The sequence below is a fragment of the Kitasatospora sp. NE20-6 genome (assembly GCF_045862635.1).
Window position 1 is genome coordinate 52339 of sequence record NZ_BPRL01000022.1, and the last position, 19593, is coordinate 71931.

The 19593-nt window shown below is 73.0% G+C and carries 18 protein-coding genes; 14 read left to right on the forward strand and 4 right to left on the reverse strand.

Translation table 11 applies throughout. The annotated features are described in order from the left end of the window. The first annotated feature begins 30 nt into the window (after positions 1–30). The 11 genes from aroF (at position 31) to SNE206_RS18985 (ending at position 12057) form a co-directional block, all read left to right on the forward strand. Positions 31–1074 carry a 3-deoxy-7-phosphoheptulonate synthase gene (aroF, locus tag SNE206_RS18935; RefSeq protein WP_407914589.1) on the forward strand — a complete coding sequence of 348 codons (1044 nt, stop codon included), beginning with the start codon at positions 31–33 and terminating at the stop codon, positions 1072–1074. Continuing rightward, positions 1071–2162 (forward strand): glycine oxidase ThiO, encoded by a 1092-nt coding sequence (thiO, locus tag SNE206_RS18940; RefSeq protein ID WP_407914590.1) that lies wholly within the window; start codon positions 1071–1073, stop codon positions 2160–2162. The genes aroF and thiO overlap by 4 nt, the downstream gene beginning before the upstream one ends. Beyond that, positions 2159–3553 carry an MATE family efflux transporter gene (locus SNE206_RS18945; RefSeq protein WP_407914591.1) on the forward strand — a complete coding sequence of 465 codons (1395 nt, stop codon included), beginning with the start codon at positions 2159–2161 and terminating at the stop codon, positions 3551–3553. Before thiO ends, SNE206_RS18945 begins: the two co-directional genes overlap by 4 nt. Beyond that, positions 3550–4563 (forward strand): 3-oxoacyl-ACP synthase III family protein, encoded by a 1014-nt coding sequence (locus SNE206_RS18950; RefSeq protein ID WP_407914592.1) that lies wholly within the window; start codon positions 3550–3552, stop codon positions 4561–4563. Before SNE206_RS18945 ends, SNE206_RS18950 begins: the two co-directional genes overlap by 4 nt. Before the next feature lie 13 nt (positions 4564–4576). Further along, the gene (locus tag SNE206_RS18955; protein ID WP_407914593.1) at positions 4577–5632 is read left to right on the forward strand and encodes an alpha/beta hydrolase family protein; all 1056 of its coding nucleotides are present in this window, start codon (positions 4577–4579) and stop codon (positions 5630–5632) included. Between the two features lie 28 nt (positions 5633–5660). After that, on the forward strand, positions 5661–5909 hold the full coding sequence (locus SNE206_RS18960; RefSeq protein ID WP_407914594.1) for an acyl carrier protein: 249 nt from the start codon (positions 5661–5663) through the stop codon (positions 5907–5909). A 41-nt stretch (positions 5910–5950) separates the two neighbouring features. After that, positions 5951–7804 (forward strand): asparagine synthase (glutamine-hydrolyzing), encoded by a 1854-nt coding sequence (gene asnB, locus SNE206_RS18965; protein ID WP_407914595.1) that lies wholly within the window; start codon positions 5951–5953, stop codon positions 7802–7804. A 17-nt stretch (positions 7805–7821) separates the two neighbouring features. Further along, complete coding sequence (locus tag SNE206_RS18970; RefSeq protein ID WP_407914596.1) at positions 7822–8883, forward strand: MupA/Atu3671 family FMN-dependent luciferase-like monooxygenase; 1062 nt, start codon at positions 7822–7824, stop codon at positions 8881–8883. Then, a complete protein-coding gene (locus SNE206_RS18975; protein WP_407914597.1) occupies positions 8880–9419 on the forward strand; it encodes a flavin reductase family protein in 540 nt (179 codons plus the stop codon). Before SNE206_RS18970 ends, SNE206_RS18975 begins: the two co-directional genes overlap by 4 nt. 16 nt (positions 9420–9435) lie before the next feature. Then, positions 9436–10185 (forward strand): sulfite exporter TauE/SafE family protein, encoded by a 750-nt coding sequence (locus tag SNE206_RS18980; protein WP_407914683.1) that lies wholly within the window; start codon positions 9436–9438, stop codon positions 10183–10185. Positions 10186–10320: 135 nt separating this feature from the next. Further along, positions 10321–12057: a glycoside hydrolase family 13 protein gene (locus tag SNE206_RS18985; protein ID WP_407914598.1), complete on the forward strand. Its 1737-nt coding sequence runs from the start codon at positions 10321–10323 to the stop codon at positions 12055–12057. Positions 12058–12105: 48 nt separating this feature from the next. On the opposite strand, the gene SNE206_RS18990 is transcribed toward SNE206_RS18985, so the two are convergent. Further along, a complete protein-coding gene (locus SNE206_RS18990; RefSeq protein WP_407914599.1) occupies positions 12106–12795 on the reverse strand; it encodes a response regulator in 690 nt (229 codons plus the stop codon). Beyond that, positions 12792–14372 carry an ATP-binding protein gene (locus SNE206_RS18995; protein ID WP_407914600.1) on the reverse strand — a complete coding sequence of 527 codons (1581 nt, stop codon included), beginning with the start codon at positions 14370–14372 and terminating at the stop codon, positions 12792–12794. Before SNE206_RS18995 ends, SNE206_RS18990 begins: the two co-directional genes overlap by 4 nt. Positions 14373–14631: 259 nt before the next feature. Between SNE206_RS18995 and SNE206_RS19000 the strand changes: the two genes are divergently transcribed. Genes SNE206_RS19000 through SNE206_RS19010 form a run of 3 tightly spaced genes read left to right on the forward strand, consistent with a single transcriptional unit; the run spans position 14632 to position 17420 of the window. Further along, positions 14632–15456 (forward strand): ABC transporter ATP-binding protein, encoded by an 825-nt coding sequence (locus tag SNE206_RS19000; protein WP_407914601.1) that lies wholly within the window; start codon positions 14632–14634, stop codon positions 15454–15456. Next, positions 15446–16324 carry an ABC transporter permease gene (locus SNE206_RS19005; RefSeq protein ID WP_407914602.1) on the forward strand — a complete coding sequence of 293 codons (879 nt, stop codon included), beginning with the start codon at positions 15446–15448 and terminating at the stop codon, positions 16322–16324. The genes SNE206_RS19000 and SNE206_RS19005 overlap by 11 nt, the downstream gene beginning before the upstream one ends. A 37-nt stretch (positions 16325–16361) precedes the next feature. Then, entirely contained in the window at positions 16362–17420 is a 1059-nt protein-coding gene (locus SNE206_RS19010) for an ABC transporter substrate-binding protein (RefSeq protein ID WP_407914603.1), read from the forward strand. 132 nt (positions 17421–17552) lie between these two features. Here the strand turns inward: SNE206_RS19010 and SNE206_RS19015 are convergent, their stop codons facing one another. Further along, on the reverse strand, positions 17553–17984 hold the full coding sequence (locus tag SNE206_RS19015; RefSeq protein ID WP_407914604.1) for a response regulator: 432 nt from the start codon (positions 17982–17984) through the stop codon (positions 17553–17555). A 197-nt stretch (positions 17985–18181) separates the two neighbouring features. Continuing rightward, positions 18182–19303, reverse strand: a complete 1122-nt coding sequence (locus SNE206_RS19020; RefSeq protein ID WP_407914605.1) for a hypothetical protein — start codon at positions 19301–19303, stop codon at positions 18182–18184. Between the last annotated feature and the right edge of the window lie 290 nt (positions 19304–19593).

Below are 19593 nucleotides of genomic sequence, written 5' to 3' on the forward strand. Positions count from 1 at the left end.
TCAGTTTTCCCACGTCCAGAAGGAGCTCCGGTGCTGCTTGTCTGCAGGGCTGTCGACGAGGATGCGGTGCGCGAGCGGATACACGCCCGCGTCCCCACCCCGCACGGCACCACCATGTGCCGAATCGGTGATCAGCTACTGGTGCACGTGCCGGGCGATCGGCTCGCGGCCGACGTGCTCCACGAGTCCGGGCTGGTGCAGCGGACGGTGGCCGACCCCTCGGACGCGCCGTTGACCGACCGGGAGGCCGTTCCGCCCGGATCCGTCGTCAGCCTCGGCGGGTCGGCGACGGTCGGCGGTGCCGACTTCGCGTTGATCGCGGGCCCCTGCGCGGTCGAGAGCCACGAGCAGATGTCCGCCTCGGTGGCGATGGCCAGGGCCGGCGGCGCCGTCGCGCTGCGCGGCGGCGCCTACAAGCCGCGGAGCTCGCCCTACAGCTTCCAGGGCCTGGGCGACGAGGGCCTGCGGATCATGGCCAAGATCAGGGCGGAGTCCGGCCTGCCCGTCGTGACCGAGGTCGTCGACGCGGAGACGGTCGACCTGGTCGCCGAACACGCCGACGTGCTCCAGATCGGCACCCGCAACGCACAGAACTTCACCCTGCTCAGGGCCGTCGGCCGGGCCGGGCGGCCGGTCCTGCTCAAGCGCGGGTTCGGCTGCACCGTGAGCGAGTGGCTGCAGGCGGCCGAGTACGTGCTCGCCGCCGGCAACCCCGACGTCGTGCTGTGCGAACGCGGGATCCGGAGCTTCGAGCCGGCGACCCGGTTCACGCTGGACCTGAGCGCGGTCGCGGTGGTCAAGCACAGGAGCCATCTGCCCGTCATCGTCGACCCCAGCCACGGAACCGGCCACCGCCATCTGGTCAAGCCGCTCGCGCTGGCCGCCGCGGCGGTCGGAGCCGACGGGCTGCTCGTCGACATCCACCCCGACCCGCCGTCCGCCCTGTGCGACGGCGACCAGGCGCTCGACCGGGACCTCTGGTTCGACCTCGCCGACGCGCTGCGCGGCGTCCTCACCGGCCTGGGCCGGGGCCTGACGCCGGGTGAGCCGGAACCGGCCGGGCGGGCCCGGTGACGCGGCGTCCGGACCTCGCCGTGATCGGCGGCGGGGTCGTCGGCCTGGCGGTCGCGTGGCGCTGCGCCCAGCGCGGGCTCGACGTGCACGTCTACCACGACGAGATTCCCGGCACGGCCTCCGCGGTCGCGCCCGGCATGCTCGCGCCGGTGAGCGAGGCGGACTTCCCCGATCCCGCCCTGCTGGAGTTCGCCCACGAGGCCCGTCGCGGCTGGCCCGCGTTCGCCGCGGAGCTCACCGCCGCGAGCGGGATCGACCTCGGGTACGCGACCGACGGCCTGCTGCTGGTCGCCCACGGCGTCGATGACCGCACGCGGCTGGCCGCGATGTACGGCTTCCGTGACGGCTACGACGTCCCGTGCACCCCTCTGGACGCCGACGGACTACGGGCCCGGGAGCCGCTGCTCTCGGCCGGGTGCCGCGGCGGCGGTTTCGCCACCGAGGACCACCACGTCGACGCGCAGCGGGTCCGGGCGGCGTTGCGCGCCGCCGGGCAGGCGCTCGGGGTCCGCCACGTCACCCGCCGGGTGCAGTCGCTCGACGAGGTCCCGGCGGGCGCGGTGCTCGTCGCCGCCGGGGCGTGGTCGCCCTCGCTGTACGCGTCGCCGGTCACGCCGGTGCGGGGCCAGGTGGTGCTGCTGCGGGATCCGTCCGGCGGCCCCGGGATCCGGCACGGCATCCGCGGCGTGGTGGGGGGCGAGCCCGTCTACCTGGCCGGCCGGGACGGCCACGAGACGATCGTCGCCGCCACCCTGGACCACACGGGCTTCGACGTGCGGCCCTCGGCGCAGGCCACCGAATCGCTGCTGCGCAAGGCGGTCGCCCTGGTGCCGGCGCTGGCCGGCCACGAGGTGACGGCGACCAGGGTGGGCCTGCGGCCCGACACCCCCGACCACCTGCCCGTCATGGGACGCGTCCCGGGCCGCCCGGGCGCGTACGTCTGCACCGGGCACTACCGGCACGGCGTCCTGCTCGCGCCGGTCGCGGCGGACCTGATGACCGCGCTGCTGGTCACCGGCGACGACGGGATCCCGGCGGCATTCACCCCTCAACGGTTCCGATCAGCGAAGGAAACCGCGTCGCGATGACAGCTCCACCTGTGCTCACCCCACCGCCGACGGGACGCCGGCCGGTGACGGGATGGCTGGACCCCGCGCGTCTGCTGCCCGTCGCCTGGCCGGTGTACATCGAGCTCATGTCGGGCGTCATCGCCGGCATCATCTCGGTCGTCTGGATCGCGCGGCTCGGGGGGCCCGCGCTGGCCACCGTCACCATGGCCAGCACCCTTGAGAACGTGCTCATGAGCGTCATCCTGGCCGTCAGCGGCGGCACGACGATCCTGCTGTCGCGCGCCGTCGGCGCGGACGAACACGCGCAGCTGCGGCCGGTGCTGCGCGCCGCGTTCCGTCTCACCGCCGCCGTCACCGCGGTGATCTGTGTGGTACTTTTCGCGCTGCGGGAGCCGCTGGCGGGACTGGTGCTCGGCTCCGACGAGGCGGCGGCGGTCCAACTGTCGGTCGACTACCTCACCGTCGCGGTGCCGGGCATCGCGGTGTTCTACGGCCAGTACCTCCTGGACAGCACGTTCAAGGCCAACGGGGATACGCGCACGCCGATGCGCATGGCCGTCCTGTCGAACGTGATCCTCGTCGTCGCCGACCCCGTCCTCATCTACGGGTGGCTGGGCGCCCCGCGGCTCGGCGTCACCGGCTCGGCGCTGGCCCTGGTCGCGTCGCGGGCGGTCACGCTGGCGGTGACCTGGAGGCTCTACCGGCGGTCTCCGCTGCTGCGCGAGATGAACGCCGCTCCGGAGGCTCCGGCAGCCCCCGGGCCGGGCCCGGTCCGCGAGATCCTGCGGGCCGGCCTGCCGCTGGGCGTGGACTTCCTGGTACGGATGACCGCCGGCATGCTGATCGTCGGAGTGGTGGCCCGCTTCGGGACGGACGAGGTCGCCGCGTACGGCACCGTCACGCGGACGCTCCTGTTCCTCACCATGGCGGCGTACGCGATGCGGCAGGCCGCGACCATCATCGCGGCCCGGGCCAAGGGCGCCGGCGACGACGTGCTGCTCGCGGCGAGCCGCTCGTCGTCGGTGCGGCTCGGCGTCGCCTGGTCCCTCCTCGGCGGCCTGGCGGTGCTGACCCTCGGCGGGCTCGCGGTGGACGCGGTCACGGACGAGGCGGCGATCCGCAGCGCGGCCCACGGCCAGATCCCGTGGCTCGCGGTCTACATCACCCTGCTGCTCTGCAACGTCACCCTGAGCGGCATCTTCCTGGGCGGCGGCCACGGCCGTGCGCTGGCCACCTCCACCACGGCCGGTGCAGCCCTGCAGCTCTGTCTGGCACCACTGCTCGCACTCACGCCGCTGGGGCTGACGGGGGCATGGATCGCCATGATCGTCAACGCCGGGACGCAGACGACGGTCCTCCTCGTGCTGTCGGCCCGTCAGATCCTCAAAGCCAAGGAGGTTACGGCATGAACCCGCCCGTGACGCTCGGAATCGCCTCCCTCGCCCACGTCCTGGGCGAGCCCCACGACGTCGCCGGGACGGCCGGCTCCTACGTCGACGACCCCGACCGGGTGATCCGCTGGGGGTACCGCACCTACCACCGGGCCGCCCCGGGCGTCGGCCAGACCCGCATGGCCGCGGACGCCGCCCGCCGGGCGCTCGAAGCCGCCGGTCTCACGGCGTCGGACATCGACTACCTGGTGGTCGCGGACAGCGGGGTGCCGGAGTACCTCAACTGGGACGCCTCCGCCGCCGTCGCCCGCGAGCTCGAACTGGGGACGACACCGACCCTGCTCGCCACCCAGGGCTGCGCGTCCGCGGTGACCGCCCTCCAGCAGATCGCCGGGCTCATGGCCGTCCGGGACGACATCCAGCGCGTCCTGCTGGTCGCCGTGCACCGGGTCAGCGAGGCGCACATCAACCGCATGCGCAACAACACGTGCCTCGGCAGCGACGGCGCCGCCGCCGCGGTGCTCCAGCGCGGCCACGGCCGGCTGCAGTGGCTGGCGACCGATCAGATCGTCGACCCGCGCTACGTGGACTTCTTCCGGGTCGAGTACGGCGGCAGCGCCGCGCCCACCGGCGGAAACCTCGAAGTGGACCAACTGGCCCTCGTCCACCAGCACTTCCGCCGCGAACCCGAGCAGCTCGCCCAGTTCGTCAAGGACGTCGACCACCAGGTGACCGCCGTCGTGGAGCGCGCCTGCCGGCGGGCCGGCGTGTCGATGTCGGAGATCCGGCGCCTGATCTACCTGAACGACAACCAGCACTCGCTGGCCGGTGTCGCCAGGGCGACCGGCATCCCGCTGGAGCGGACGAACGCGGCGCTCGCCGCCGAGTTGAGCCACGTCGGCTGCGCCGACCAACTGCTCTGCCTGAGCATCTACGACGAGCGGGACGAGCTGGCCCCCGGTGACCTCGTGGCGCTCGCCGGCCTGTCCGGGGGCATGCAGTGGTTCTGCAGCCTCGTACGGGTCTGAGACGGTGACGGACATGACCGACGACACTGCCTTCGACCGCACCGACGACCTGCCGTTCGACGGCGACCGCACCGCGGTACTGCGGCTGCCGAACGCGGTCCCGCCCGGCCGGACCGTCCCGGCCGTCGTGATGCTGCACCCGTTCGGCGCCTGGGACCGCGACGCCTTCCTTCCCGCCGAGGCCTCCGGCACCGGCCCGGTCCGCCTGTTCGACGACCTCGGCGGCGCCCTGGTCCGGGCCGGGATCGCCGCGGCCGCGTTCGACACCCGCTTCCTGACCGAGGACCGCCGCGACGGCGCGGGATCGCCCCGCTTCACCTTCACCGGCCTCGTCGACGACGCCGTCCGGGTGGTCGAACAGGTACGGGCCCACCCCGACGTGGACGACGGCCGCGTACTGCTGCTGGGCGTCTCGATGGGCGCCGAGGTGGCGGTGGCCGCGGCCGGGCGCCTCGGGGGCGAGAGCCACCTGGCGGTCGTCGCCCCGAGCGCCGAGGCACGCCCGGTGTTCCAGCGGTGGATGGGCCTGGACCGGCACCTGGAATGGCTGGTCGCAGGCGGATTCGCCGGTGCGGACGGCACCGTCGACCTCGCCGCGGCGCAGGCCGACGCCGCCGGGCGCAGCGGGTGGTGGGAGGACTTCGACCTGGTCGACCGTTTCGGGTCGAAGGCCGACCTCGAACTGCTCCGCGCCGAGCTCGCGTTCGCGTACGACACCTGGGAGGAGCAGGCGCTGGCGCACGGCGAGGAGTCGGCGCCCGCCTCGTTCTGGCGCGACTGGTTCGCGCAGCCCGCTCCGTACCGCCGGCTGGCCGGGTTGTCCGGCCGGATGACGATCCACGTGGGCGCCGAGGACTGGACGACACCGCCCCGGCACGCCCACCTCCTGCACCACGCGGCACTGGCGCACGGTCTCCGCTCGCAGCTGACGGTCCATCCGCGGCTCGGGCACCTGATGTCGCCCCGCTCGGCCGACGGCCGGCGCACGTACGGGCCGTTCGACCCGGATTTCCTGCGGACCCTCGTCGCCTCGGTCGACGCGGTGCTCCGCCCCGGCCGATCCCTCTGAACCAGCCATCCCGACGAAAGGCCTCCCGATGGAGAAGCTCACCCTCGACGCACTGATCGAGCTGCTCAACGAGTGCAACGACTACGAGGACCCGGTCGAGCCGACGCCGGACGTGCTCGACGTGGCGTTCGACGCGCTCGGATACGACTCGCTGACGCTGCTCAACGCGATCTCGCAGCTGGAGCGCCGGTACGGCATCGAGCTCCCCGCGTCCGTCACCTCCGACGCGAAGACGCCGCGCGAGCTCCTCGCGCTCGTCGACGCCCTCCTCGCCTAGCGACCAGCGACCAGCGACGACCGAAGAACGGAGAACACGACGTGTGCGGAATTACCGGTTGGTTCGACCGTGACCGCGGGCTCGAACGCGATCACGAGCTCGTACGGCTGATGACCCGGACCATGGACTGCCGCGGACCGGACGAGGAGGGGATGTGGATCTCCGGTCCGATCGCGCTGGGGCACCGGCGGCTTTCGATCATCGACCTCGAAGGCGGCAAGCAGCCGATGGTCGCCGACCACGACGGCGATCGCACGCTCGCGGCCCTCACCTTCTGCGGCGAGGTCTACAACTACCGTGAGCTCCGCGCGGAGCTGATCGGGCACGGCCACGCGTTCCGGACGAACAGCGACACCGAGGTCGTCCTGCGGGCCTACCTGCAGTGGGGCACGGACTTCGCCCGCCGCCTCAACGGCATGTTCGCCATCGGCATCTGGGACGCGGTGCGCCAGGAGCTCGTCCTCGTCCGGGACCGGATGGGCGTGAAGCCGCTCTTCTACTACCCGACGCCGGGCGGGGTCCTGTTCGGTTCGGAGCCCAAGGCGATCCTGGCGAACCCGCAGGCGCGCCGGACCGTCGACCGGGCGGGCCTGTGCGAGGCGCTGGACATGGTGAAGACGCCCGGGGCCGCGGTGTTCAGCGGCATGCACGAGGTCGTTCCGGGCGAGATCGTCCGGGTCGACGCGACGGGCCTCAGGAAGACCCGGTACTGGACGCTGGAGGCGGCCCCGCACACCGACACCCGCGAGCAGACCGTCGGACACGTCCGCGACCTGCTGGAGGACATCGTCGCCCGGCAGCTGATCTCGGACGTGCCGGTGTGCACCCTGCTCTCCGGCGGCCTGGACTCCTCGACGATCACGGCGATCGCCGCGGGGGTCCTGGAGCGTGAAGGCCGCGGCCGTGTGAACTCGTTCTCGGTGGACTTCAAGGGCGCGCCCGACAGCTTCCAGCCCGACGCGGTGCGGGGCGCGCCCGACGCGCCGTTCGTCCGTGACCTGGCCGCGCACGTCGGCACCGTCCACCAGGAGATCCTGCTGGACAGCAGCGAGCTGTCGGAGCCGGCGGTCCGGGCGGCCGTGCTCCGGGCCACCGACGTGCCGCCGGCGTTCTGGGGCGACATGTGGCCCTCGCTCTACCTCCTCTTCCAGGCGGTCCGGCGGCACTCGACGGTGGCGCTGTCGGGCGAGTCCGCCGACGAACTCTTCGGCGGCTACCTCTGGTTCCACCGGCCGGAGGCGATCGACGCGACCACGTTCCCGTGGCTCACCTCCGGATCGGCCCGGTACTTCGGCGGCACCTCGCTGCTCGACGGCGGCCTGCGGGAGAAGCTCGACATAGCCGGCTACCGGGCCGACCGGTACGCCGACGCCGTGGCCGAGGTGCCCGTGCTGGCCGGGGAGAGCGAGGTCGACCGGCGGATGCGCAAGGTGTCGTACCTCAACCTGACGCGGTTCGTGCAGACCCTCCTCGACCGCAAGGACCGCATGAGCATGGCGGTCGGCCTGGAGGTCCGCGTGCCGTTCTGCGACCACCGCCTGGTCGAGTACGTGTTCAACGCGCCGTGGGAGATGAAGACGTTCGACGGCCAGGAGAAGAGCCTGCTGCGCGCGGCGGCCCGTGACCTGCTGCCGGCGTCGATCCTGGAGCGGAAGAAGACGCCGTACCCGGCGACCCAGGATCCGGGCTACGAGGCCGCGCTGCGGGCCGAGATGGCCGTGGTGCTCGCCGACCCGAACGCGCCGGTGCACCCGCTGCTGGACCGGGCCAGGGTCGACAAGGTCCTCGACCGGTCGCTGAGCGCGACGAGCCTGCCGTACAGCCGCGGCGGCCTGGAGATGGCGCTGTGGCTCAACCGCTGGCTGTCGGCGTACGACGTGACCCTCGACATCTGACGGAGGACGGCAAGACGATGGACTTCAGCCTGTTCTACTTCGCCAACGATCAAGAGGCGGACGCCGGTTCGACCGACCGGTACGGTCTGCTGCTCGAAGGGGCGAAGTTCGCCGACACCCACGGCTTCACCGCGGTGTGGACACCGGAACGGCACTTCCACGAGTTCGGCGGCATCTACCCGAACCCGTCCGTGCTGGGGGCGGCCGTCGCGGCCGTCACCGAGCGGGTCGGCATCCGCGCGGGGAGCGTGGTGGCACCGCTGCACCACCCGGTGCGCATCGCCGAGGAGTGGGCGGTGGTCGACAACCTCTCCGGCGGCCGGGCCGGCGTCTCGTTCGCCTCCGGCTGGCACCCGCAGGACTTCGCGCTGCGGCCGGAGAACTTCGCGGACCGCAAGGCGAAGCTGCAGAGCACCGTCGACGACGTGCGCGAACTGTGGCGCGGCGGCTCCCTCGCCGTCGTCGACGGCGAGGGCGGGACGCAGCACGTGCGGTCCTACCCGCGTCCCGTGCAGGCCGAACTCCCGGTCTGGATCACGAGTTCGGGCGGCCCCGAGACGTTCCGGGCGGCGGGCCGCGCGCGGGCCGGACTCCTCACCCACCTCGTCGGGCAGGACCTGGACGAACTGTCCGGCAAGGTCGCGCTCTACCGCGAGGAGTACGCGGCCCGGTCCGGCTCGGACCAGGACCGCGGGCACGTCGTCCTCATGCTCCACGCGTACCTGCACGAGGACGAGGCCGTCGCCAGGGAGACGGTCCGGGCACCGTTGTCCGCCTACCTCCGCAGCTTCGCCGGCCTCACCATGAGCTCCGGTCCGAAGGGTCGGCGGATCGACCCCGCAGCGCTCAGCCCCCGGCACCTCGATGCCATGGTCGAGCGCTCCTTCGAGCGGTACTTCGACGAGGGCGGTCTGCTCGGCACCGTCGACAAGGCCGTCGACGTCGTCGAGCGGGTCCGGAAGGCCGATGTCGACGAGATCGCCTGCCTCGTCGATTTCGGGGTGGACCGGGACAGGGTCGTGGCGGGTTTCGACCTCCTCGGCTCGCTGCGGGCGGCCACCTCGAAAGACGGCCGATGACCCGCACCGACAGCGCGGACCGCGTGCGGCTGCCGGAGAACCCGCCCGGTGAGTTCCGGCATTCGGCCGCCCGGTTCCCCACCGGGGTGACCGTGCTGACCTGCCGGCGGGACGGCGAGCCGCACGGCATGACGGTGAACGCGTTCACCACCGTGTCGCTCGACCCGCTGCTGGTCCTGGCGGTTCTCCGGACCGACTCCCGGACGACCGGTCAGGTGCTGTCCGGCGACGGGTTCGCGGTGACCGTGCTGAGCTCCCTCCAGGAGCAGACGGCACGGTCGTTCGCGGACCCGTCCCGGGCCCGGGACGGCACCGCGTTCTCCGCCGTCGCCCACGCACCCGCCCGGCGCACCGGCTCGCCGGTGCTGCTCGGCGGGATCGCCTACTTCGACTGCGTCGTCGAATCCACCCACCCGGCCGGCGACCACACCATCCTCGTCGGCGCCGTGCAGGCGTTCGGCCTGCTGTCGGAGGAACCCGCCCTGCTGTTCAGCCGCAGCCGCCTCGGTGCGGAACCGGATCTCCGGCAGCCATGAGGAGTCCGGAGTGACCGTGCACGGATGGGATCTCGGATGGCTGACGCTCGCCGCCGCAGGAGCGGGCGCCGTCAACGCGGTGGTCGGCTCGGGTTCGCTGATCACGTTCCCCGCGCTGATCGCGATGGGCTACCCGCCCGTCCTGGCGACCGTGTCCAACAACGTCGGACTCGTCCCCGGAATGGGCGGTGCGGTGTACGGCTACCGCCGGGAGCTCACCGGCCAGGGCCCGCTCCTCCGGCGGCTCGCGGCGGCCGCCGGCGGCGGTGCGCTGATCGGCAGCCTCCTGCTGCTCCGCCTGCCGTCCGCCTGGTTCCGGACGGTCGTGCCCGTGCTGATCGGTGCGGCCTGCGTGCTGGTGCTCGTGCAGCCGGTCCTGGCCCGCCGGCCGGCCGCCGGCCGACGGCGCGGCGGTGCGTGGCTCCCGTTCGGCGTGTTCGCCACCGGCATCTACGGCGGCTACTTCGGCGCCGCGCAGGGCGTCGTCCTCATCGGGCTGCTCGGCGCGTCGACGACCGAACACCTGCAGCGCCTGAACGCCGTGAAGAACGCCCTGGCGCTGACGGTGAACCTGGTGGCCGCGATCGTCTTCACCGCCTTCACCAGCGTCGACTGGCGCGTTGCCGTGCTCGTCGCGGCCGGGTCGACGGTCGGGGGTCTGCTCGGCTCCCGGTACGGCCGGCTGCTGCCGCCGACGGCCCTGCGGTGCGCGATCGCCGCGATCGGGCTGCTCGCCATGGCGGATCTGATCCTCGGATCCCGGTGAGGGGCACGGGCCGACCGGCAGCACCGGCGGCGCCGACGGGCGGCGGGTCTCCGGCCGGGTGGGCCCGGCGCCGCCGGGGCAGGAGGGAGGCGAGGCCGGTCCGACGAGAACGAGAGAGGCGGTCCCATGGACCCGATGACCGGGAGCGTGTCCTCCGAGGACGGTGCGTGGTGGCGGTCCGCCGTCGTGTACCAGGTCTATCCCCGCAGTTTCGCCGACTCCGACGGTGACGGGATCGGCGACCTGGACGGCATCACGGGGCGGCTCGACCACCTCGCGGAGCTGGGCGTCGACGTGCTGTGGCTCTCGCCGGTCTACCCGTCGCCGCAGGCCGACAACGGGTACGACATCAGCGACTACCAGGACATCGACCCGCTCTTCGGCGATCTGGCCGCGTTCGACCGGCTGCTCGCGGCCGTGCACGGGCGCGGCATGCGGCTGGTGATGGACCTGGTGGTGAACCACACCTCGGACCGGCACCCGTGGTTCCAGGAGTCCCGCGACCCGGCGAGCCCCAAGCGCTCGTGGTACTGGTGGCGGCCGCCGCGCGGGGGCGCCGGGGCGGGCGGCGGCGCGCCGAACAACTGGGGCTCGTTCTTCTCCGGCCCGGCCTGGACGTACGACGAGGCCGGCGGCGCGTACTACCTGCACCTGTTCTCCTCCCGGCAGCCGGACCTCAACTGGGAGGAGCCGGCCATGCGGCACGCCGTGTACGCGATGATGCGCTGGTGGCTGGAGCGGGGGGTGGACGGCTTCCGGATGGACGTCGTCAACCTGATCTCCAAGGACCCGGCCCTGCCGGACGGTCCGCTGCGCGGGGACGGCCCGCAGGGCGACGGCTCGCCGTCCTACGTCTGCGGGCCGCGCGTGCACGACCACCTGCAGGAGATGCACCGCGAGGTGTTCGCGCACCATCCGGGCCGGCTGCTGACCGTGGGTGAGATGCCGGGGGTGACGGTCGAACAGGCGCGGCTGTTCACCGATCCGGCGCGGGCCGAGGTGGACATGGTCTTCCAGTTCGAGCACGTGAGCCTCGACCACGGCCCGGGCGGCAAGTTCGACCCGCGCCCGCTGCGGCTGACGGACCTGAAGGCGTCCCTGGCGCGCTGGCAGGAAGGGCTGGCCGCCACCGGCTGGAACAGCCTGTACTGGAGCAACCACGACCAGCCGCGGATCGTCTCCCGGTTCGGCGACGACGGCCCCCTCCACCGGGTCCGGTCGGCCACCATGCTCGCCACCGTCCTGCACCTGCACCGCGGCACGCCCTTCGTCTACCAGGGCGAGGAGCTGGGCATGGCCAACGCCCCGTTCGCCTCGATCGGGGACTTCCGGGACATCGAGTCGCTCAACCACCACGCGCAGGCCCTCGCGGCGGGCGAGGACCCGGAGCGGGTGCTGCGCGGCCTGCGGGCGATGGGCCGCGACAACGCCCGGACCCCGATGCAGTGGGACGCCTCGCCGGGCGCCGGGTTCACCACCGGGATCCCGTGGATCCCGGTCAACCCCGACCACACCACCGTCAACGCCGCCGCCGCCCGGAGCGACCCGCACTCGGTCTACCACCACTACCGGCGGCTGATCGCCCTGCGCCACAGCGAGCCGGCGGTCGTCCACGGGGACTTCACCCTGCTGCTGCCGCAGGACGAGCGGGTCTACGCGTTCACCCGCAGCCACCGGGGCACGACGCTGCTGGTCCTCGGGAACTTCACCGGCGGGAGCGTGCGGCTCGACCTGCCGCCGCAGTGGTGGCAGGCCGGACGGATCCTGGGGAACGTGCCCGGCACCGACCCGGCGGAACCGGGGAGCGCCACCGTCCTGGCGCCCTGGGAGGCGCGCGTGCTCCGCCGGACCGAAGGGGCGACCGCCCGATGAGACCGGCCGCCTCGTGAGACCGACCGCACCGGCCGCACCGGCCGGGCGTCAGACGCGGGCCGGCAGCAGGTACCGGTGCTCGGGGCGTCCGGTGTCGCCGTACCGCAGGGAGAGCCGCAGGCGGTTGTCCCGGGCGAGCTGCTTCAGGTAGCGCTGCGCGGTGGAGCGGGAGAGGCCGGTGGCGTCGGCGACCTCCTGGGCGGACAGCGCCCGGTCGGCCCCGCGCAGGGCGCCGAGCACCAGGTCCGCGGTGGGGGCGGAGTGGCCCTTCGGCAGCGGGGCCCGCGGGGAGGGCCGGGTGCGCAGGGCGGCGAACATCCGGTCCACCTCGTCCTGGCCGGCCTCGCGCGCCGCGGGGCCGGCCAGCGCGTGCCGCAGGTCCGCGTAGGCGGTGAGCTTGTCGCGCAGCCCGGCGAAGCTGAACGGCTTCACCAGGTACTGCAGTGCGCCGTGCTGCATGGCCGCGTGCACGGTGGAGACGTCGCGGGCGGCCGTCACCATCATCACGTCGCAGCCGATCCCGGCCTCCCGCAGCCGCCGCACCAGGGCGAGCCCGTTCTCGTCCGGCAGGTGGTGGTCGAGGAGCACCAGGTCGACGGGGGCGCGTTCCAGCGCGGCGAGGGCCTGGCCGGCGCTGTGCGCCGTCGCGGTGACCCGGAAGCCGGGGATCTTCGCCACGTAGGCGGCGTGCACGTCCGCGACCCGGAAGTCGTCGTCCACCACGAGTACGTCGATCATGCCGTCTCCACGCCGATCAGGGCTTCGGGAAGTTCCACGGTGAAGCGTGCGCCGCCGAGCGGGCCGGTGCCGACGGCCAGCCGTCCGCCCGAGCGCTCGACCAGGCGGCGGACCATCGCGAGGCCGAGCCCGCGAGGGCGGTGGGCGGGGGCGTCCTTGCTGGTCCAGCCCTCCTCGAAGATCAGCTCGCGGAGGTCCGGGGGCACGCCCGGGCCGCTGTCCGCGACCTCGACGAGCAGGGTCGCCCCGACGGGACGCAGCCGGATCTCGACCGTTCCGCCGTCCAGCGCGTCCAGTGCGTTGTCGACGAGGTTCCCGACGACGGTGACCAGGGCGCGGGCGTCGACCGCGGCGTCCGGCAGGTGGCTGTCCGCGGTGACGGCGAGCCGGATGCCGCGCTCCGCCGCGACGGCGGCCTTGCCCACGAGGAGCGCCGCCACGTGCGGGTCCTGGACCTGCTCGCCGATCCGTGCGGCCAGGGCGGCGTGCGAGCCGGACCGGTCGCAGATGAAGGCGGCCGCCTGGTCCGTCCACCCGAGTTCGAGCATGCCCAGCAGGGTGTGCATCCGGTTGGCGTGCTCGTGGTCCTGGGCGCGCAGCGCCTCGGTGAGGCTGCGGGTGTTGTCGAGTTCGCGGACGAGGGACTCCAGCTCGGTGCGGTCGCGCAGGGTGGTGACCGCGCCGCCGTCGGCGGTGGCCATCCGGTTGACCACCAGCACCCGGTCGTCGCGCACGGCCGGCAGGTCGGGGCCCTCGATCCGCCCGGAGAGCACGTCGGCGAGCCGGCCCGGCGGCAGGAGATCGTCGACCGTCCGGCCGCGGCAGTCCTCGGGCAGGGCCAGCAGCCGCAGCGCCTCGTCGTTGGCGAGCCGCACGCGGCCCGACCCGTCGAGGGCGACCACGCCCTCGCGGATGCCGTGCAGCATCGCCTCCCGTTCGACGAGCAGCCCGGCGATGTCGGCGACGGCGATGTTGTGCGTGCGGCGCTTGAGGCGGCGGGCCAGCAGCAGGGTCGCGGTGAGGCCGGCGGCCAGGCCGGCGCCCGCGCACAGCAGGATGCCGCCGGCCATCGACAGCAGGCGGCGGCGGATCGAGCCGTCGCTGATGCCGACCGAGACTTCGCCGACGATCCGCCCGTCCGCGGTGCGCAGCGGTACCTTGCCGCGGGCGGTCCGGCCCAGGGTGCCGTCCTGGATGGCGGTGACGCTCTCTCCGCGCAGTGCGGGTTCCGGGTCGGTGGAGACCCGCTGGCCGATCCGCGCGGGGTCGGTGTGGGAGAGCCGGATGCCGCGGGTGTCGGTGATCACCACGAAGCTGGCCCGGGTGGCGATCCGGATCTGCTCGGCGTTGCGCTGCACGGTCTCCGCGTCGCGGGCCGCGGCGGCCCGGGCGAGGGTCTCGTCCGTGGCGGTGACCCGGGCGATGGCCAGGGCGCGGTCCATGGCGTCGCGGTCCAGTTCGCGGCTGACGGGTGCGAGGAACAGTCCGGCGGTGACCGCCGTCACGCCGACGGTGATGACGGTCTGGCTCAGCAGCAGCTGCGCGAAGACCCGGCGCGGCCAGTGCGGTCGTCTCACGGCGGTCTCCTCTCTGCGCAGGCCGGCGCGGTCCGGGGTGGGGGCGCGGTCCGGGGTGGACGGTCACCCTATGTTTCCTGCGTGTTTCTGTCAGCCCCGCTCCGCTGTTGTAGCGGAAGCAAAACGAGCAGAACACCCCTCAACGCGGCAAAGCCGCGATACGCCCGCAAGGCTGCCGCCGTGCCGCGTCCGGCTCGTAGCGTCCCGGACCACAGCACCGAGCCGGCGACGACGCCGGCCGAGGAAGTAGGTGGTTCCCGTGAGCCTGGAGAAGGCCCGCACCGCCCCGGCGATCGAGTTGACCGGCGCGACCAAACGATTCCGGACGCCGTCCGGCGACCTGCACACCGCCGTACGGGATCTCGACCTCACCGTCGCGCCCGGCGAGTTCGTGGCCGTGGTGGGCCCGACCGGCTGCGGCAAGTCCACCACGCTGACGCTGGTCAGCGGCCTGGAGGAGCCCACGGAGGGCATCGTGCGGGTGCACGGTGAATCCGTCGACGGCATCAACCCGCACGTCGGCTTCGTCTTCCAGCAGGATGCCGTCTTCCCGTGGCGCACCGTGCTGTCGAACGTCATGGCGGGCCCGCGGTTCCGCGGGGCTCCCGCCGACGAGGCCCGTGAGCGGGCCCGCGACTGGCTGGGCCGGGTCGGTCTCTCCGCCTTCGAGGACCGCTACCCGCACCAGTTGTCCGGCGGCATGCGCAAGCGCGTCGCGCTCGCCCAGACCTTCGTCAACGACCCGAAGATCCTGCTGATGGACGAGCCGTTCTCCGCGCTCGACGTGCAGACCCGCGCGCTCATGTCCGACCAGCTGCTGGAGCTGTGGGCGGGCACCGGGTCGTCCGTCGTCTTCGTCACCCACGACCTCGACGAGGCCGTCGCGCTGGCCGACCGGGTCGTGGTGATGACCGCGGGCCCGGCGACCGTCAAGGAGGTCTTCACCGTCGACCTGCCCCGTCCGCGCACCGTCGAGGCCGTCCGTCTGGAGCCGCGCTTCGTCGAGCTGTACCGCGAGATCTGGGCCTCGCTCGGCGAAGAGGTCCGCATCACCCGTGAGAGAGGAGCGGGTCGTGCCGCTTGAGACCACCGCCGCGTCCACCGCGTCCACGGCTGCCGCAGCGCCTGCCACCACCCGCACCGAGGTCCGTGAACGCGCTGCCCGCCGGCGGAGGACGACCGTCCACGCGGCCCGGGCCGGCGTGCTCGTCGCCTTCCTGGGGCTCTGGGAGGTCTGCGCCCGCACCGGCGTCGTCGACCCCTTCAACTTCTCGCAGCCGTCGAGGATCTGGGCGCAGATCTGGCAGTGGATCGCCCACGGCACCGCCCAGGGCTCGCTCGGCGAGCAGATCGGCTACACCCTCTACGAGGCGCTGACCGGCTGGGTGATCGGCGTCGTCGGCGGCGTGCTGCTCGGCATCGCGCTCGGCCGGATCCGCTTCCTCGCCGACGTGCTCGGCCCGTACATCAAGGTGCTCAACGCGATCCCGCGGATCGTCCTCGCGCCGATCTTCCTGATCTGGTTCGGCCTCGGCCCCGCCTCCAAGGTCGCCTCCGCCGTCGTCCTCGTCTTCTTCCCGGTGTTCTTCAACGCCTTCCAGGGCGCCCGCGAGGTCGACCGCAACCTCGTCGCCAACGCCCGGATCCTCGGCGCCGACAACCGCAGGGTCACCCTCCAGGTCGTCATCCCCGCCGCCACCACCTGGATCTTCACCAGCCTGCACGTCAGCTTCGGCTTCGCCCTGATCGGCGCCATCGTCGGCGAGTACATCGGCGCCACCAAGGGCCTCGGTCTGATGGTCGCCGCCGCCCAGGGCACCTTCAACGCCGCGGGCGTGTACGCCGCCATGACCATCCTCGCCGTCGTCGCCCTCCTCACCGAGGGGCTGCTCACCTTCGCCGAGAAACGGCTCTTCCGCTGGAAGCCCGCCGACTCCGGCGACGGCCGCTGAACCCCCTCACCCCCTGCTGTCCGAAAGAGGATCCCCCATGCGCAGAACCGCCGCAGCCGCCGTCACCGCCGTACTGCTCCTCCCCCTCGCCGCCTGTGCCGACGACGCCGCGTCCTCCTCCCGCACCGGCGCCGCCCCGGCCGGCCCTGCGGTCGACGGCCCCAAGGTCAAGATCATGGTCGGCGGCCTCGACAAGGTCATCTACATGCCGGCCATGCTGACCCAGCGCCTCGGCTTCTTCGCCGAGGCCGGCGTCAACGTCGAGCTGATGAGCGAGCCGGCCGGCGTCAACGCCACCACCGCACTCCTCGCCGGGGACGTCCAGGGCGCGGTCGGCTTCTACGACCACACCATCGACCTCCAGGCCAAGGGCAAGAGCGTCGAGTCCGTCGTGCAGTTCTCGCAGGCGCCCGGCGAGGTCGAGGTGGTGTCGGCCGAGCAGGCCGGTGCGATCAGGACCGGGGCCGACTTCAAGGGCAAGAAGCTCGGCGTGACGAGCATCGGCTCCTCCACCGACTTCCTGACGAAGTACCTGGCCGTCAAGAACGGCGTCGACGTCAGCGAGTTCAGCCCGGTCGCGGTCGGCGCGGGGCAGACCTTCATCGCCGCGATGCAGCAGGGCTCCATCGACGCCGGCATGACCACCGACCCCACCGTCGCCAACATCCTGGCGAAGAACCTCGGCACCGTCCTGTACGACATGCGCACCCCCGAAGGCTCCAGGGCGGCACTCGGCGGCCTCTACCCGTCGTCCTCCCTGTACATGAACACCTCCTGGGTGAACGGCAACAAGGAGACCGTCCAGAAGCTCGCCGACGCCTTCGTCAGGACCCTCGGGTGGATGAACACCCACACCCCCGAGGAGATCGCCGCGAAGATGCCCGCCGACTACGCCCAGGGCGGCGCGGAGCTGTACGCGGCGTCGATCAAGGCCACCCTGCCGATGTTCACCACCGACGGCGTCATGCCCGCGGACGGCCCGAAGACCGTCCTCGCCGTCCTCGGCGCCTTCCACCCGGACGTGAAGGGCAAGGAATCGACCATCGACCTCGCGAAGACCTACACCACCGAGTTCGTCACCAGGGCGACCGGCTGACGCCCCCCCGCCCCGGACCCGGCGGCGGCCGGCCCCTCCCGGACAGCGGGCGGGCCGGCCGCCGCAGCCGTACAGCCGCCGCAGCCGTTCCGGCTCGTTCCCCGCCGGCGGGGAACGGCCCCTGACGGGCCGTCAGTCGTTCGGGGTCAGGGCGGTGTCCAGGTAGAAGGAGTCGATGCTCTGGACGGCCCGGGTGAAGTCGTCGAGCTGGACGGGCTTGGTCACGTAGGCGTTGGCGTGCCGGCGGTACGCACCGCTCACGTCGTCGGGCGCCGCCGAGGTGGTGAGCACGACCACGGGGATCGACTTGAGACTCTCGTCGATCTTGATGATGTCCAGCAGCTCCTGGCCGTTCATGCGGGGCATGTTGAGGTCCAGCACGATGAGGTCCGGCATCAGGGCTCCCTCCGCGCGCAGGTACTCCAGGGCGGCCTCGCCGTTGTCGACCCGCACGATGTCGCGCTGCGCCTTCTCCTCCAGTGCCTCCTCGATGAGCATCGCGTCGGCGGCGTCGTCCTCGACGAGCAGCACGCGGTAGGGGCGCCCGGGGGCAAGCGTGATCATGGTGAACTCCTGGAGTCGGTCGCGGGCGGTCGCAGGCGGGAGGTGCTTCCCGTGCCCCGCTGTCCGCCGTGCGGCGACGGCGGCGGTACCCGGCATGCGCGCATCATAGGCGACCGGCAGAACCGTCCGGGGCGGCGGCGCCGCGTGCGGTGCGGTGCACCGGGCGCACCGCACCGCACCGGGTCGGCCCGTTCCCGTCAGCCGTCCGTGGCCCACTGGTGGGCGCTGCCCTGGTGGACGGCGGCGTAGATGCGGTCGCGCAGCAGGTTGGCGTCGTGGTCGGTGAGGGTGCGGTCCAGGTGCCGCAGGACCACCGTGAGGAGGACGTTCTTCTGCTCCGGGCGGGCTCCGAGCCGTTCCAGTGCCTGCGGCGGGAGTTCGGTGCACGGCGTCTCGGCGAGGATCCCGACGGTCTCCACGCAGTCGGCGTCCGGCCCGAGGGCGTCGCGGACCCGGTCGCCGAGGTCCTCGGCCACGTCGTCCCGGTCGACGGCCACGGAGAGGTCCCGGCGGACGGGGGGCATGGCGGACACGGGCCGGTAGGGAGCCAGGTCGGTCATCTGGGCGGCGACGGAGGGTTCGGCCGAGCGCAGGATGCGGATGTCCGGGATGCCCTTGAGCAGCATCAGCATCCGGTCGAGCCCCATGCCGAGCGCGAGGCCGCTCCACGAGGCGTCGAGGCCGGCCCGCCCGAGCACCTGCGGGTGCGCCAGGCCGCACTCCGCCACTTCGATCCAGTCACCGTCACGATCGACGTCCACCTGGCGGCCGGCGAGGGTGTACGGGTGGACGCGGTCCTCGTGGCGGTGCCTCGCGCCGGGAAGGAGGCCGTCGACGAGTGTCGTGACCATCTCGTCCAGGTCCGTGGTGGTCGTCGGGGCCGGGCGGCGGGTGATGCGCCACAGGTCGAGCTGGTGAGGGGTGCCGGTGTGCAGGCGGTCGATGCTGTCGCGACGGTGGACCAGGCCGGGGCAGACCAGGAGCACGTCGTCGACCGGGTCCGCGGCCAGCGCACGCAGCGCGGCCGGGACCAGCGCGCTGGAGTGGCTGCGCAGCATGTTGCGGTCGTCGACGTAGCGCGTGTAGCGGGCCTCGCGCGTGACGTCGTCCGCGGGGTAGCCGAGGTTGTCGTAGTTGTCCTCGACGGTGACGGTGCGCTCACCGCGGTACAGGCGGACTTCGCAGCCCCAGCGCTCCGCCAGCGCGTCGACGGCGCGGTCGAGGACGAGCTGCAGGGCGTGCGGTCCGGCGGCAGGGTCGGTGAGGTCCCGGACGGACAGGTCACGGGCGAGCTGTTCGGTGGAGAGGTGGGCAGGCATGTCGGCCTCCTGGCCAGGAGCGGTGACGGGTTCGAGAACCCCCCAGCCCCTGGGCCTGGCCGCACGGTGGGATCGGCCGGCTCAGCTCCGGAGACGTGGCGAGATCCGACCCCTGCGGCGCCCTTCGGGGGCCGGGGGGCCGGTAAATCGGCGAGAGATCGCTACGACGGCCACACCAGGATGGTAGCCGGTCGCGCCGCCCGGGTTCCGTTGTTTTCCGCCCGCGGGCGCGGTCGCCGACGGGCGCCGGTGCCGGCGGTGGGAGGGCCGGTGCTGCTGGGGGCCGGTGC

What these genes read in the sequence shown, in the direction of transcription:
- SNE206_RS18990 (WP_407914599.1), bottom strand. Translation starts at nt 12,795, where the DNA reads ATGATCGACGTACTCGTGGTGGACGACGACTTCCGGGTCGCGGACGTG.
- SNE206_RS18950 (WP_407914592.1), top strand. Translation starts at nt 3,550, where the DNA reads ATGAACCCGCCCGTGACGCTCGGAATCGCCTCCCTCGCCCACGTCCTG.
- SNE206_RS19010 (WP_407914603.1), top strand. Translation starts at nt 16,362, where the DNA reads ATGCGCAGAACCGCCGCAGCCGCCGTCACCGCCGTACTGCTCCTCCCC.
- SNE206_RS18985 (WP_407914598.1), top strand. Translation starts at nt 10,321, where the DNA reads ATGACCGGGAGCGTGTCCTCCGAGGACGGTGCGTGGTGGCGGTCCGCC.
- SNE206_RS18975 (WP_407914597.1), top strand. Translation starts at nt 8,880, where the DNA reads ATGACCCGCACCGACAGCGCGGACCGCGTGCGGCTGCCGGAGAACCCG.
- SNE206_RS18970 (WP_407914596.1), top strand. Translation starts at nt 7,822, where the DNA reads ATGGACTTCAGCCTGTTCTACTTCGCCAACGATCAAGAGGCGGACGCC.
- SNE206_RS18960 (WP_407914594.1), top strand. Translation starts at nt 5,661, where the DNA reads ATGGAGAAGCTCACCCTCGACGCACTGATCGAGCTGCTCAACGAGTGC.
- SNE206_RS19015 (WP_407914604.1), bottom strand. Translation starts at nt 17,984, where the DNA reads ATGATCACGCTTGCCCCCGGGCGCCCCTACCGCGTGCTGCTCGTCGAG.
- SNE206_RS18945 (WP_407914591.1), top strand. Translation starts at nt 2,159, where the DNA reads ATGACAGCTCCACCTGTGCTCACCCCACCGCCGACGGGACGCCGGCCG.
- SNE206_RS18955 (WP_407914593.1), top strand. Translation starts at nt 4,577, where the DNA reads ATGACCGACGACACTGCCTTCGACCGCACCGACGACCTGCCGTTCGAC.
- SNE206_RS19020 (WP_407914605.1), bottom strand. Translation starts at nt 19,303, where the DNA reads ATGCCTGCCCACCTCTCCACCGAACAGCTCGCCCGTGACCTGTCCGTC.